13 protein-coding genes are annotated in these 13,149 nt (G+C 69.9%); 5 read left to right on the forward strand and 8 right to left on the reverse strand.

The features are described from left to right. Positions 1 to 13: 13 nt before the first annotated feature. A complete protein-coding gene (locus ACIBVQ_RS01045; protein ID WP_352008590.1) occupies positions 14 to 172 on the reverse strand; it encodes a hypothetical protein in 159 nt (52 codons plus the stop codon). A 216-nt stretch (positions 173 to 388) separates the two neighbouring features. On the opposite strand from ACIBVQ_RS01045, the gene holA reads away from it, so the two are divergent. After that, positions 389 to 1,360, forward strand: a complete 972-nt coding sequence (gene holA, locus ACIBVQ_RS01050; protein WP_399174878.1) for a DNA polymerase III subunit delta — start codon at positions 389 to 391, stop codon at positions 1,358 to 1,360. On the opposite strand, the gene ACIBVQ_RS01055 is transcribed toward holA, so the two are convergent. From ACIBVQ_RS01055 to ACIBVQ_RS01065, 3 genes are all read right to left on the reverse strand, one after another. Next, complete coding sequence (locus ACIBVQ_RS01055; protein WP_386190170.1) at positions 1,357 to 2,250, reverse strand: EamA family transporter; 894 nt, start codon at positions 2,248 to 2,250, stop codon at positions 1,357 to 1,359. The genes holA and ACIBVQ_RS01055 overlap by 4 nt on opposite strands. 153 nt (positions 2,251 to 2,403) lie before the next feature. Then, positions 2,404 to 2,676, reverse strand: coding sequence for a 30S ribosomal protein S20 (rpsT, locus tag ACIBVQ_RS01060; protein ID WP_352008593.1), 273 nt, complete (start codon positions 2,674 to 2,676; stop codon positions 2,404 to 2,406). A gap of 222 nt (positions 2,677 to 2,898) precedes the next feature. Further along, positions 2,899 to 3,900 carry a hypothetical protein gene (locus ACIBVQ_RS01065; RefSeq protein WP_362910793.1) on the reverse strand — a complete coding sequence of 334 codons (1,002 nt, stop codon included), beginning with the start codon at positions 3,898 to 3,900 and terminating at the stop codon, positions 2,899 to 2,901. 74 nt (positions 3,901 to 3,974) lie between these two features. Here ACIBVQ_RS01065 and lepA point away from each other — a divergent pair, with 74 nt between their 5' ends. After that, a complete protein-coding gene (gene lepA / locus ACIBVQ_RS01070; protein WP_352008595.1) occupies positions 3,975 to 5,816 on the forward strand; it encodes a translation elongation factor 4 in 1,842 nt (613 codons plus the stop codon). Positions 5,817 to 5,925: 109 nt separating this feature from the next. Here lepA and ACIBVQ_RS01075 read toward each other — a convergent pair whose 3' ends face one another. Further along, complete coding sequence (locus tag ACIBVQ_RS01075; RefSeq protein WP_352008596.1) at positions 5,926 to 7,203, reverse strand: glycoside hydrolase family 18 protein; 1,278 nt, start codon at positions 7,201 to 7,203, stop codon at positions 5,926 to 5,928. A 158-nt stretch (positions 7,204 to 7,361) separates the two neighbouring features. Here ACIBVQ_RS01075 and hemW point away from each other — a divergent pair, with 158 nt between their 5' ends. Then, positions 7,362 to 8,573, forward strand: coding sequence for a radical SAM family heme chaperone HemW (gene hemW, locus ACIBVQ_RS01080; RefSeq protein ID WP_399174881.1), 1,212 nt, complete (start codon positions 7,362 to 7,364; stop codon positions 8,571 to 8,573). Positions 8,574 to 8,585: 12 nt separating this feature from the next. Here hemW and ACIBVQ_RS01085 read toward each other — a convergent pair whose 3' ends face one another. The 3 genes from ACIBVQ_RS01085 to ACIBVQ_RS01095 are packed head-to-tail and all read right to left on the reverse strand — an operon-like array spanning position 8,586 to position 10,779. Beyond that, positions 8,586 to 9,134, reverse strand: coding sequence for a DUF4870 domain-containing protein (locus ACIBVQ_RS01085; protein WP_399174883.1), 549 nt, complete (start codon positions 9,132 to 9,134; stop codon positions 8,586 to 8,588). A gap of 23 nt (positions 9,135 to 9,157) precedes the next feature. Next, a complete protein-coding gene (locus tag ACIBVQ_RS01090; RefSeq protein WP_399175809.1) occupies positions 9,158 to 9,991 on the reverse strand; it encodes a DUF3097 domain-containing protein in 834 nt (277 codons plus the stop codon). Positions 9,992 to 10,050: 59 nt separating this feature from the next. Beyond that, a complete protein-coding gene (locus ACIBVQ_RS01095; protein ID WP_399174885.1) occupies positions 10,051 to 10,779 on the reverse strand; it encodes a hypothetical protein in 729 nt (242 codons plus the stop codon). Between the two features lie 195 nt (positions 10,780 to 10,974). Between ACIBVQ_RS01095 and hrcA the strand changes: the two genes are divergently transcribed. Further along, positions 10,975 to 11,988: a heat-inducible transcriptional repressor HrcA gene (gene hrcA / locus ACIBVQ_RS01100; protein WP_352009440.1), complete on the forward strand. Its 1,014-nt coding sequence runs from the start codon at positions 10,975 to 10,977 to the stop codon at positions 11,986 to 11,988. 12 nt (positions 11,989 to 12,000) lie between these two features. Beyond that, positions 12,001 to 13,143, forward strand: coding sequence for a molecular chaperone DnaJ (gene dnaJ / locus ACIBVQ_RS01105; RefSeq protein WP_352008600.1), 1,143 nt, complete (start codon positions 12,001 to 12,003; stop codon positions 13,141 to 13,143). Positions 13,144 to 13,149 lie beyond the last annotated feature (6 nt).

Here is a 13,149-nt window from a genome sequence, read left to right on the forward strand (position 1 = left end):
CCGGGTCTCCGGGTCAGACCGGGACCGCGGTCTCAAGGGGACGGTGGAACTCGGTGTCGATGTCGGCGGCGTAGAGGGAACGGCCGCAGGGGGAGCAGCGATACATGATCGGCCCCTCGTCGAGGGCCGTGCCGCAGTGCGGACAGGTGTGACGGCTGACGGTGGAATTCATTGGGAATCTCTCCTCTGTTCACCTGGAGTGTGCCGTACGTCGCCTGCGGATCGGTTGCGAATCGCTTGTCGATCGATACTCGGGTTTGTTCGCCTCGGGCGGCGCGGGTCGCCGGAGAGGGGGCCGAGGCGCCGCACACGTGGCACAGGCCGAATCTCCGGCACTCATGCCGGGGAGCGCGTCAATCGACTGGCCGCACGTGGCATGCTGCTGGACATGGCGGCGACCAACCCAGCACCGGTGACCCTGGTAGTCGGAGACGAGGAACTCCTCGCGGACCGCGCGGTCGGCGAGGTGGTCGCCGCGGCGCGGGCGTCCGACGCGGGGGCCGAGGTCCACGACCTGGTCGGCGGGAAGGTACAGCCGGGGGAGCTGACCCAGCTGACCTCGCCGTCACTGTTCGGCGACAGGTCGGTGGTGGTGATCCGCTCCGCGCAGGACCTCGTCAAGGAGGTGATCGCGGAGATCGTCTCCTACACCGCGAACCCGTCTGAGGACACCGTGCTGGTCCTGGTCCACCCCGGCGGGGTCAAGGGCAAGGCACTGGTCGACGGCGTCAAGAAGGCCGGTGCCCACGTGGTCACCGTGGCCAAGGTCACCAAGCCGGCGGAACGGCTCGCCTTCGTCAAGGCGGAGCTGAGGCGGGCGGGGCGCACCATCGGCGGCGACGCGGCGGCCGCGCTGCTCGACGCGGTGGGGAACGATCTGCGGGAACTCGCCGCAGCCTGCAACCAGCTCGCCTTCGACACGCCGGGCAAGACCATCGACGAGGCGGCCGTCGCCCGCTATCACCGGGGGCGGGCCGAGGTCAGCGGATTCACCGTCGCGGACTCCGCCGTCGAGGGGCGCCTGGGTGACGCCCTTGAGCAGTTGCGCTGGGCGCTGGCCACCGGCACGGCGCCCGTTCTGCTGGTGAGCGCGCTCGCCGGAGGCCTGCGTTCGCTGGCGAAGGTCGGCGGGGCGCCGCGCAACATGCGTGGCGGGCAGCTCGCCAGTCACCTCGGCATGCCTCCCTGGAAGGTCGACCGGGTACAGCGGCAGCTGAACGGCTGGGGTCCTGAGGGGATCGCCCGCGCCCTTCAGGCGACCGCGACGGCCGACGAACAGGTCAAGGGTGGCGGCGCCGATCCCGCCTACGCGCTTGAGCACATGGTGCAGATCGTCGTCGCCAGCCGTACCGGCCGTTAGCCCGCGTCGGGGGTCGAGGAGAGGCGGGCGCGGCGGAACGCCGGGAGCTGGCCCGCGACCGTCGCGGCCAGCGCCAGGAAGAAACCGGTCAGCTGGAGCGGGCTCAGCGACTGGTTCAAGACGATCCAACCGGCCAGGGCGGCGGTGAGCGGGCTGAGGGTGCCCAGCAGGGAGACCTGCGGGGGCGCCAGACGGCCGACCCCGCGAAACCACAGACTGTAGGCGGCGGCCGTACCGACGAGGCCCAGCCAGGCGTAGCCGGCGACGGCGGCGCCGTCCAGCGTGGGAGGCGGCCCCTCGACGGCGAAGGCGACCGGGGCGATCATGAGGCCGCCCGCGGTGAGCTGCCAGCCGGTGAGGGTCAGGTCGCCGACGCCGGGTGGTTTGCCCCACGCACGGGTGAGGACGACCCCGGCGGCCATGCCGGTCGCGCCGAGCAGACCCGCGGCGACTCCCGTGACGTCGAGGGCGGCGTTGGCCCTCAGCACCACGAGGGAGACGCCCACGGTGGCCGCGATCGCGGCGGCGACACGGTGGAGCGAGACGGTCTCGCGGAGTACGGCGCGGGTGAGCCCGGCGACGATGAGCGGCTGGATGGAGCCGAGGACGGCCGCGACCCCGCCGGGCAGCCGGTAGGCGGACAGGAACAGCAGCGGGAAGAACAGGCCGATGTTGAGCCCGCCGAGCACCGCCGCTCGCCACCACCAGTCGCCGCGGGGCAGCGTGCGTGTCACGGCCACCAGGAGCAGCCCGGCGGGGAGCGCGCGCATCAGGGCGGTGAACAGCGGGCGCTCCGGAGGGAGCAGCACGGTGGTCACGACGTAGGTCGTGCCCCAGACCGCCGGGGCGAGTGCGGTGACGGCCACCAGGGCGGCACGGGGGGAGGGCACGGGATCTCCTTCAGAAGCCTCGACGTCGATTAACTTAGCATTGAGTTAATCGACATCAAGCTATGTGATCGCGCGAACCCCTCCGAGCCGCCCAAAGGGAACAAAACAAGAACGCCGCGCCCCGTAGGGCGCGGCGTTCCGAAGAACCCTGGATTACTTGGCGGCCGCGAGGGCGGCGGCGCGCTGGGCGATCGCCGACTTGCGGTTGGCAGCCTGGTTCTTGTGGATGACGCCCTTGCTGGCGGCCTTGTCCAGCTGGCGGGAAGCGGCGCGCATGAGCACGACGGCCTCGTCGACGTTGCCCTGGTCGGCGGCCTCGCGGAACTTGCGGACGGCCGTCTTCAGGGAAGACTTGACAGCCTTGTTACGCAGCCGGGCCTTCTCGTTCTGCCGGTTGCGCTTGATCTGGGACTTGATGTTCGCCACGAAGAAGCCTCGGTGAATGTCGTCGGAGTGGGGCGCGCGGGCAGAGAGGGCGCGCCACACGCAGTTGAATAGGCTACCAATCACCCGGGTGGTCGCTCAAATCGACAACCTGGGCGTAGGAGTGTTCACCCAGCTTACCGTGTCCGCCTCCGGCCGCGTGCGCGCATCGCCGCCGGAGAGCCGTCAGGGGGCCGCCGGTCTGGAAGGAGGGCTTCGGTGGCGTCAGGGGTTGAACCAGGAGTCCTCATACTCCTTCCAGTCCTCGGGCGTGGCGGCGAAGTCCACATAGAGCGCCAGCCCGAACAGCTCCCGGCGGGTCCCGTGCGAGGTCAGCGCCAGTCTGGCGCCCTCGGCCGCCGTCGCGACGCTCTCCGCCGCGTCCCCCCAGACCACGCCGTGGTCGTGGTAGGCGGGTGCGCCGATCAGCACCGTCTTGTCGTCCGGCACGAGGCCGAGCGCCAGGGTGCCCTGCCGTACGACGTGGCCGCCGTAGAGGATCGTGGAGGGGTAGTAGGAGTCGTAGGTCATGATGGCCACCTGGTCGGTACGGGAGGCCACATCCCTGAAGTAGTCCGGGGACCAGTACTTGTCGTGGCCGATGGCCAGACGCGCGAGGGGCCGGGTGAGCGGGAACGGCTCGATCTGGGGCGTCGAGACGGAGAGCAGGTCCTTGCCGACGATCTGGCGGGTCCGGTCGAGCAGGTCGAGGAAGCCGGCGTCGCCGTCTCCGACCGGTTCGAAGTCGTAGTGCACGCCGTCGTAGCCCACGGCCATGACCGCGCGGGCGCCGTCGAGCACCCGCTGGCGCGCGGCCGCGTCGCCGAGGCTGAGGCGGCCGTTCACCTTCTGCCCCAGCCACGCCGAGACCCGGACGCCGGGAAGCCGCGCGTGGATCTCCTTGAGGAAGGCGGCGGCCCCGGAGTACTTCTCGGGGGAAAGCGCGCCGTCGAGGCCGAACGGGCCCGAATGGACGTACAGGTCCTTGATCCCGGTGCCGCGCAGCCGTACGGCCAGGGCCTTGACGTCGGCGGCGTCCTTGCGGCCGTCCACCCACATGTGACCGAGCCACAGGGCGTCATGGCCCGTGCTCTTCGCCCACGGGGCGGGCGTCCCGGTAAACTGGATCGTGAGGGTGGCCGCTGCCACCCCGGGCAGCACAAGGAGCACGGCCGCGACCGCCACGAGAAGGCGCAGGCCGCGTCGTGCTCTGGTCCGGGTAATCACCCGGACATGTCACCATGGAGAACGGCTGGTATGCCAGCCGTAGATCGTCGTCAATCCCGTCGAAACGGACACCGGTGCGCATTCAGCCTGGCCAGACCGATCCCGCGGTGATCCGCAACTTCTGCATCATCGCGCACATCGACCATGGCAAGTCAACGCTTGCCGACCGCATGTTGCAGATCACCGGCGTGGTCGACGACCGCTCCATGCGCGCCCAGTATCTCGACCGGATGGACATCGAGCGCGAGCGCGGCATCACGATCAAGTCACAGGCGGTCAGGCTGCCGTGGCAGGTCGACGGCGCCGACTACGTCCTCAACATGATCGACACCCCCGGGCACGTCGACTTCACCTACGAGGTCTCCCGCTCCCTGCAGGCGTGCGAGGGCGCGATCCTGCTGGTCGACGCCGCGCAGGGCATCGAGGCGCAGACGCTGGCCAACCTCTACCTGGCCATGAACAACGACATGACGATCATCCCGGTGCTCAACAAGATCGACCTCCCGGCCGCCCAGCCGGAGAAGTACGCCGCGGAGATCGCCCACCTCATCGGCTGCGAGCCCGAGGACGTCCTGAAGGTGTCCGGCAAGACCGGCGTCGGCGTCAGGGAGCTGCTCGACCACGTCGTCGAGCGGGTCCCCGCCCCGGTCGGCGAGGCCGCCGCCCCCGCCCGCGCGCTGATCTTCGACTCCGTCTACGACACCTACCGCGGCGTGGTCACCTACGTCCGGGTCATGGACGGCCACCTGGGCAAGCGTGAGCGCATCCTGATGATGTCCAGCGGCGCCACCCACGAGACCCTGGAGATCGGCGTCATCTCCCCCGAGCCCAAGATCGCGGACAAGGGCCTCGGCGTCGGTGAGGTGGGCTACCTGATCACCGGCGTGAAGGACGTGCGCCAGTCGCGGGTGGGTGACACCGTCACCTCGGGCGCGCAGCCCGCCGCGAAGCCGCTCAGCGGTTACGAGCACCCCAAGCCGATGGTGTTCTCCGGCCTCTACCCGATCGACGGCGACGACTACCCCGAGCTCCGCGAGGCCCTGGACAAGCTGCAGCTCAACGACGCGGCCCTGGTCTACGAGCCGGAGACCTCGGCGGCGCTCGGCTTCGGCTTCCGCTGCGGCTTCCTCGGCCTGCTCCACATGGAGATCGTCAGGGAGCGTCTTGAGCGGGAGTTCAACCTCTCCCTCATCTCCACCGCGCCCAACGTGATCTACCGGGTGATCATGGAGGACGCCAAGGAGTTCACGGTCACCAACCCCTCGGAGTTCCCCACGGGCAAGGTGGACAAGGTCTTCGAGCCGATGGTCAAGGCGACCGTGCTGGTCCCCTCCGAGTTCATCGGCGCCATCATGGAGCTGTGCCAGAACCGCAGAGGCAATCTGCAGGGCATGGACTACCTGTCCGAGGACCGGGTCGAGATCCGTTACACCATGCCGCTCGGCGAGATCATCTTCGACTTCTTCGACCAGCTCAAGTCCCGCACGCGCGGCTACGCCTCGCTCGACTACGAGCCCTCCGGCGAGCAGGAGTCCGAGCTGGTCAAGGTCGACATCCTGCTCCAGGGCGAGGCGGTCGACGCCTTCAGCGCCATCGTCCACAAGGACAAGGCCTACTCCTACGGCGTCGAGATGGCCAAGAAGCTTCGCGAGCTCATCCCGAGGCAGCAGTTCGAGGTGCCGATCCAGGCCGCCATCGGCGCCCGGGTCATCGCCAGGGAGAACATCCGCGCCATCCGCAAGGACGTGCTCGCCAAGTGCTACGGCGGCGACATCTCCCGTAAGCGCAAGCTGCTGGAGAAGCAGAAGGAGGGCAAGAAGCGGATGAAGATGGTCGGCCGTGTCGAGGTCCCCCAGGAGGCCTTCGTCGCCGCGCTGTCCACCGAGTCCTCCTCGGCGGACAAGCCGAAGAAGTGAGATGCGACGCCCCCGCCCGCGAGGAGCGCGGACGGGGGCGTCGCGGGGTGGTGCGGGCGGGGCGGCCGATGACCCAGGATCGCCGGCCCCGCCCGGTCTCAGGGGAGACTCAGCGCAGGACCTTGTAGAGCGCCGAGGTGAGGGACGCCTTGTCGTCGTCCTGGTCGATGGACCACATCATCGAGCCGCCCAGGCCCCGCAGGCGGATGTAGGCCGCCTTCTGGAGCACCGTGGCCGGGTCGTCGTAGGACCAGAACTCGTTGCCGTCGTAGAGCCAGTTGGCGCCGGTCAGCACGTCGCGGTAGCGCTTTCCGGGCTTCTTGACCAGGTTCTTGTAGTCGTCGGTGCCCGCCGCCCAGGTGCCCTGCGCGGGGCCGGTCGCGGGCTTGAACAGGCCGTTGCCGCCCGCGGTCACACCGGTCCAGCCCTGGCCGTACGCCGGGATGCCGACCACGATCTTCTTCGCCGAGGCGCCGCGGTTCAGGTAGTCGCGCACGGTCTGCTCGACGCTGTACTTCACCGTGTTGGGGTCGCGCCGGTCGGTGAACAGGTTGCCGTTGTGACCGGTGATCGGGTCCCACGAGCCGCGCAGGTCGTAGCCCTGGATGGTGGCGAAGGTGAGGTTCTTGAAGACGTCGCGGACCTCGAAGCCCGCGTCGATCTTCGGTCCGCCCGCGGGCAGGAAGGCCGTCAGCTCACTGCGCCGGTCGTACTGGTTGAGCTGGCGGCGCAGCTCGGTGGTGAACAACGTGAAGTTGTGCTTGTCCTCGGGCCTGACGACGTTGCCCTCGTTGCCCTCGCTGCCGGGCCACTCCCAGTCGAGGTCGATGCCGTCGAACACGCCCGCCCCGGTGCCGGCCGCGGTGTCGGGCAGGTTGCCGCGAAGCCACAGGTCGATGCAGGAGGCGGCCAGCTTGGCGCGGCTCTCCTCGGTGAGGACGGCGTCGGAGAAGTACTTCGAGCCGCTCCAGCCGCCGAGGGAGATCAGCGCCTTGAGGCCGGGGTGCTTGGCCTTGAGCTTCTTGAGCTGGTTCAGGTTGCCGTTCAGGGCCTGGCCTGGGGCGTCGGCGACGCCGTCCACGCTCTGCTCGGCGGGTACCGGTCGCTGCCAGTCGGCCCAGGCGTCCGAGGAGACGCACGTACCCTCGGCGCTGACGGACCCGAAGGCGTAGTTGATGTGGGTCAGTTTCGCCGCCGCGCCGCTGGTCTCCATGTCCTTGACGTGGTAGTTGCGTCCGTAGACGCCCCACTGGATGAAGTAGGCGACCCGCTTGAAGCGGTCACCGTGGCCGGTGTTGGTCTGGGCCTGGGCGGGCGCCGGGGCGGCGGTGGCCGCGAGACCGGCGGCCAGGGCCGCGGCGAGCGTGTTCCGGAGGAGTCTCTGCACGGGCTTCTCCACGTTGCCTGGGGGGCCTTGGGGGGTGGAACTTATAGGAAACTTTCCTTTAAGTTTTCCCGGATCGTAGACCTGGGCGATCTACCCGTCAACGGTCTGGCCGGATCCGGCGTACCGGGCACCGCGTCCGGGGCGGCAGACTTGGTCACGTGCCATCCACACTTCCCGACGGCGATCCGGTACCCCCCTCGGGTGACCTGCCGGAGAGCGCGCTCCACGGCCTGGGGGAGCGGCCCTTCGGCTTCTACGTCCACGTCCCCTTCTGCGTGACCCGGTGCGGCTACTGCGACTTCAACACCTACACCGCCTCGGAGCTGGGCCCCGGCGCCTCCCGCGAGGACTACGCGCGCACCGCGATCAGGGAGGTACGGCGAGCACGCGCCAACCTCGGCGAGGCCGACCTGCCGGTCCAGACCGTCTTCTTCGGCGGGGGCACCCCCACCCTGCTGCCCGCGGCCGACCTGGTCGCGATCCTGAAGGTGATCGGGGAGGAGTTCGGCCTCGCGCCGGGCGCCGAGGTGACCACCGAGGCCAATCCCGAGTCGGTCGGCCCGGCCTACCTTGAGGAGCTGCGCGACGGCGGGTTCACCCGGATGAGCTTCGGCATGCAGAGCGCCCGCGAGCACGTGCTGCGGGTCCTCGAACGGGCGCACACCCCCGGCCGCCCGGCCCAGGCCGTCGCGGAGGCCCGTGCGGCGGGGTTCGAGCACGTCAACCTGGATCTGATCTACAGCACGCCGGGGGAGAGCGACGACGACTGGCGGGCCTCCCTGGCCGCCGCGATCGAGGCGGGGCCCGATCATGTGTCGGCCTACTCGCTGATCGTGGAGGACGGCACCAGGCTGGCGGCCAGGATCCGGCGAGGCGAGCTGCCGATGCCGGACGACGACGTGGCCGCCGACCGCTATCTCATCGCCGACGGCATGCTCGCCGAGGCCGGGTTCGAGTGGTACGAGGTGTCCAACTGGGCCACCTCGGAGGCGGCGCGCTGCAGGCACAACCTGCTGTACTGGACCGGCGGCGACTGGTGGGGGGTCGGTCCCGGAGCGCACAGCCACGTCGGGGGCACCCGGTGGTGGAACGTCAAGCATCCGGCGGCCTACGCCCAGCGCCTGACCTCCGGTGCCTCGCCCGCGCACGCCCGCGAGGTGCTCACCTCGCAGGACAGGGCGGTCGAGCGCCTGATGCTGGAGCTGAGACTCTCCGCGGGCTTCCCGCTTCGCGAGCTGGACAGGCCGAGGGTCGTCGCCAGAGCCCTGGCGGACGGCCTGCTCGAAGTGGAGCCGTTCAAGACCGGGCGGGCGGTGCTCACGCTGCGGGGCCGCCTGCTGGCCGACGCCCTGGTGCGCGACCTGACCTGACCGGTACGGGACTCAGCTCACGAACCGGATGTTCAGCGGGTAACGGTAGCTCTCTCCGCGGTTGGCCGCGACGGCGGCGATGATCATCAGGATGAGTGAGCCGATCCAGACCAGCGGCATCAGCAGGAAGCCGATCAGCACGAAGGCCAGCACCCAGGAGACCAGATAGGCGATCATCAGGGTGAGCTGGAAGTTCAGCGCCTCGGCCGCCTGGGCCCGCACGTAGGGGGCCTCGTCCCGCTTGGCGAGGTAGAGCACCAGCGGACCGACGAACGAGGTCAGCAGGCCCAGCAGGTGGGCGAGCATCGCCATGGTCGTGTCGTCGGTGCCCGGACGCGGGCCCTGCCCGCCGTAACCGCCGTAACCGGGCACACCGTACCCCTGGTGACCGTACGGCCAGCCTCCCTGGGGCGGGTACCCCTGGTATCCCTGCCCGGGAGGAGGCCCGGGGTAGGACCCGGGGGGAGGGCCTGGAGGGGGGCCGGGCTGAGGGCCGGGCCACGCTCCGTACCCCGGCCGGGGGTGCTCCTCGTGCGGGAACCGCTCGGGATTGTCGCTCATGGCCATCTCCTCGATGGGGTGGGTCAGTCGTCCTGGGCGGGGTCGGTCACGAAGTCGATCAGCCGCTCGACCGGGCCGAGGAGCTCCGGTTCGAGATCGGCGTAGGTGGTGACCGATCCGAGGATGCGGCGCCAGGCCTCCGCGGGATCGACGCCCCATCCGAGGGCGGCGATGACGCCCTCCTTCCACGGCAGGCCGCGCGGCACCCGGGGCCAGGCGGCGATCCTCAGCGCCGACGGTTTGACGGCCTGCCAGACGTCCACGAACGGGTGCCCGGCGACCAGCACGTGGGGCGAGGAGACCTCGGCCGCTATCCGGCTCTCCTTGGACCCGGCGACCAGATGGTCGACGAGCACACCGAGACGACGCTCAGGGCCGGGCCCGAACTCCGCGACGATCTCGGGGAGGTGGTCGACGCCCTCAAGGTACTCGACCACGACGCCCTCGACGCGCAGGTCGTGTCCCCAGACCTTCTCGACCAGCGCGGCGTCGTGCACGCCCTCCACGTAGATCCGGCTCTCCCTGGCGACCCGGGCCCGCAGGCCCTCGACCGCGATGGAGCCGGAGGCGCTGCGCCGTGGCCCCTGGGGTCCCCGGGAGCCCGGAGACGCGGCGGCGGGCCGTACCAGGGTCACCGTCCTGCCTTCGAGGAGGAACGCGGCCGGGTCGAGCGGGAACAGGCGCCGCCGCCCGAAGCGGTCCTCCAGGGTGACGGCCTCCTTGTCGCAGGCGACCACGGCGCCGCAGAAGCCGCTCTCGGCGTCCTCGACGACCAGGTCGGGCTCGGCGGGGACCTGGGGGATCTTCCCCTTGAGGGGACGACGCCAGTTTCCCGCCAGCACGTCACGCTCGTACATCACCGGCCGTCAGCCACCTCTCGCAGGGGATCACGTGGGACGGTAGCAAAGAGCGGGCATCACCTGCCGTAGGCTCCGGGCTGTCCCCACTGGGCCGCCGCGGCCGCGGCCTGGCGCTTGCGGGCGCCGCTGCGCTTGACCAGCACGACGATCGTCACGATGACGGCCAGCAGGAACCCGATCCCCGGCACGCCGAACAGCATCAGCGTGCCGCCGATCACCGAGTCGGCCACGATCTCCTTGCCCACGCCGAACTTGGCGTCGACCCCGCCCGAGGTGGTGCAGGTGATCGGGTAGTCGCCCGCCTTGTCCACCCCGATCCGCAGGGCGAGCTCCCACAGCTGCCCGTCGGCGGTGACGGTCTGCTGGAAGCTCGGCCGCTGGAGCTTGACGGTTCCCGGGGCGCCCTCGATCTGGCACTCGAAGTTCGTGCCCTTGGCCGCGGCGACGTAGATGGCGGGCTTGTTCGCCGGGTCGATGCTGACGGTCGTCTTCTGGTCGGGGCCGAAGGAGGAGGTCGGGGCGGCTTCGGTGACCGCGTTGAAGAGACCGCCCGCGAAACCGACGAAGCCAATGATCACGCTCAGCACGAAGAGCAGCCACACGCCGACGATCCAGCCGACGCTGGGCTTCACCTTCGGCGGCGGGCCCTGGGGGGCGCCGTATCCCGGGGGCGGGTAGCCGAAGGAGGGGCCGCCCTGCTGGTACTGCTGTTGCTGCTGGTGGGGCTGGCCGTACGGCTGCTGGGGGGTGCCGTAACCCGAAGGAGATCCGAAATCATTGGACATATACCTAATTGTGGCCCTTACCACTTGGATAGCGATAGCAGCTGACTTGACAATGGCTTGCTCCAGGACCCGCTCCCGCCCATCCTGGTGCCGTGTTATCGCACCCCCCGGGCTGGAGCCGTACACTTGGCACTCGGGAACACCGAGTGCCAGACCTGGCGTTTCCCGTCCGAGCGCAGGTAGGAGGTGAGCACGTTGGTTGACGACCGCAAGCTGGCGGTCCTACGCGCCATCGTCGAGGACTACGTGTCCACCAATGAGCCGGTCGGCTCGAAGGCTCTCGCGGAGCGTCACAACCTGGGTGTGTCCCCCGCGACCATCCGCAACGACATGGCGGTGCTGGAGGAGCAGGGCTACATCGCCCAGCCCCACACCAGCGCGGGCCGGGTGCCGACGGACAAGGGCTACCGGCTGTTCGTCGACCGCCTCTCCCAGGTGAAGCCGCTGTCCGGCGCGGAGAGGAGGGCCATCGAGAGCTTCCTCGCGGGCGCCGTCGACCTCGACGACGTCGTGATGCGCACGGTACGGCTGCTGGCCCAGCTGACCCGTCAGGTCGCCGTGGTCCAGTACCCCACGATCTCCAACTCCAAGGTCCGCCACGTCGAGCTGGTCCCGCTGAACGAGCACCGCCTGATGTTCGTGCTCATCACCAACACCGGGCGGGTCGAGCAGCGCGTGGTGGAGCTGCAGGAGGTCATCGACGACAACCGCGTGGCGCACCTGCGCGCGGTGCTCAACGCCTGCCTGGACGGCTGCGGGCTGGCCAGTGTTCCCGACATGGTCGCCGACCTGCCAGAACGGCTGCCCGCCGAGGACAGGCCCGTCGCGGCCACCATCCTTTCGGTCCTGCTTGAGTCCCTTGTGGACCGGCATGATGAGAAGATCGTTTTCGCCGGGGCCGCCAATCTCGCGGGGGCCGACTTCACCGTCGGGCTCCGCGACGTGCTGGAGGCCCTGGAGGAGCAGGTGGTGCTCATGCGCCTGCTCGGTGAGACCTCGGACCTGTCGGCGCTGACGGTGCGCATCGGCTCGGAGAACCCCTACACGGGTCTCCAGGGCACATCCATCGTCGCCGCCGGATACGGTTCGGGTGGCAAGCAACTGGCCCGGCTCGGTGTGCTGGGTCCGACACGTATGGACTACCCGGTCACGATGGGCGCGGTGCGCGCGGTGGCACGCTACGTCAGCCAGATCCTGGCTGCATCCTAAGAGGTCAACTAAGTGGCTACTAAGAGTGACTACTACGGCACCCTGGGGGTGCGGCGCGACGCCAGCGCGGAGGAGATCAAGAAGGCCTACCGCCGCCTGGCCAGGGAGCTGCATCCCGATGTGAACCCCGACCCTGAGACCCAGGAGCGGTTCAAGGACATCACCCAGGCCTACGAGGTGCTGTCCGACCCCAACAAGCGTCAGATGTACGACATGGGCGCCGACCCGTTCTCCTCGGGCGGCGCGGGCGCCGGAGGCTTCGGCGCCGGCTTCCCCTTCAGCGACATCATGGACGCCTTCTTCGGCGCGGCGGGCGGCGGCGCGGGGCGCGGTCCCCGCTCGCGGGCCCGCAGGGGCCGCAACGCCACCATCAGGGTCGAGCTCGACCTGCGGGAGGCGGCCTTCGGCACGACCCGCGAGCTGGTGGTCGACACCGCGATCCTGTGCGAGGTCTGCACCGGCTCCGGCGCGGCGGCGGGCACCCACCCCGACACCTGTGACGTCTGCCACGGGCGCGGCGAGGTCTCCCAGGTCACCCGGTCCTTCCTCGGCCAGGTCATGACCTCCCGTCCCTGCCCGCAGTGCGGCGGGTTCGGTTCGATCATCCGCAACCCCTGCCAGGAGTGCTCCGGCGACGGCCGGGTCCGCACCCGGCGGACCATCAAGGTCCGCATCCCCGCGGGCGTCGAGGACGGCACCCACATCCAGCTCGCCGGCGAGGGCGAGATCGGTCCCGGCGGCGGCCCGCCCGGTGACCTGTTCCTGGAGATCGTCGAGCGCCCCCACGAGACGTTCGAGCGCCGCGGCGACGACCTGCACTGCACCGTGCAGATCCCGATGACCGCCGCCGCGCTCGGCACGATCCTGACGCTGGAGACACTCGACGGCGCCGAGGAGCTGGACGTCCGCCCCGGCACCCAGTCCGGGCAGACCATCCCGCTGTACGGCAAGGGCATCCAGCGCCTCAACGAGACCGGCAGGGGAGACCTGCTGATCCACGTCAACGTCGAGACTCCCGCCCGTCTCGACCAGGCTCAGGAGGAGCTCCTGCGCGAGCTGGCCAGGCTCCGCGGCGAGGAACGCCCGCCCGGCAAGTTCGCCCCCGGCCAGCAGGGCTTCTTCTCCCGCCTGCGGGACGCCTTCAATGGCCGCTGATCCGGC

Origin of the sequence: Streptosporangium sp. NPDC049376 (assembly GCF_044466505.1) — a bacterium.
GTDB lineage: Bacteria > Actinomycetota > Actinomycetes > Streptosporangiales > Streptosporangiaceae > Streptosporangium.

Coding starts and splice junctions, on each gene's coding strand:
- ACIBVQ_RS01045 (WP_352008590.1), bottom strand. CDS start 172: ATGAATTCCACCGTCAGCCGTCACACCTGTCCGCACTGCGGCACGGCC.
- holA (WP_399174878.1), top strand. CDS start 389: ATGGCGGCGACCAACCCAGCACCGGTGACCCTGGTAGTCGGAGACGAG.
- ACIBVQ_RS01085 (WP_399174883.1), bottom strand. CDS start 9,134: ATGAGCGACAATCCCGAGCGGTTCCCGCACGAGGAGCACCCCCGGCCG.
- ACIBVQ_RS01090 (WP_399175809.1), bottom strand. CDS start 9,991: ATGTACGAGCGTGACGTGCTGGCGGGAAACTGGCGTCGTCCCCTCAAG.
- ACIBVQ_RS01095 (WP_399174885.1), bottom strand. CDS start 10,779: ATGTCCAATGATTTCGGATCTCCTTCGGGTTACGGCACCCCCCAGCAG.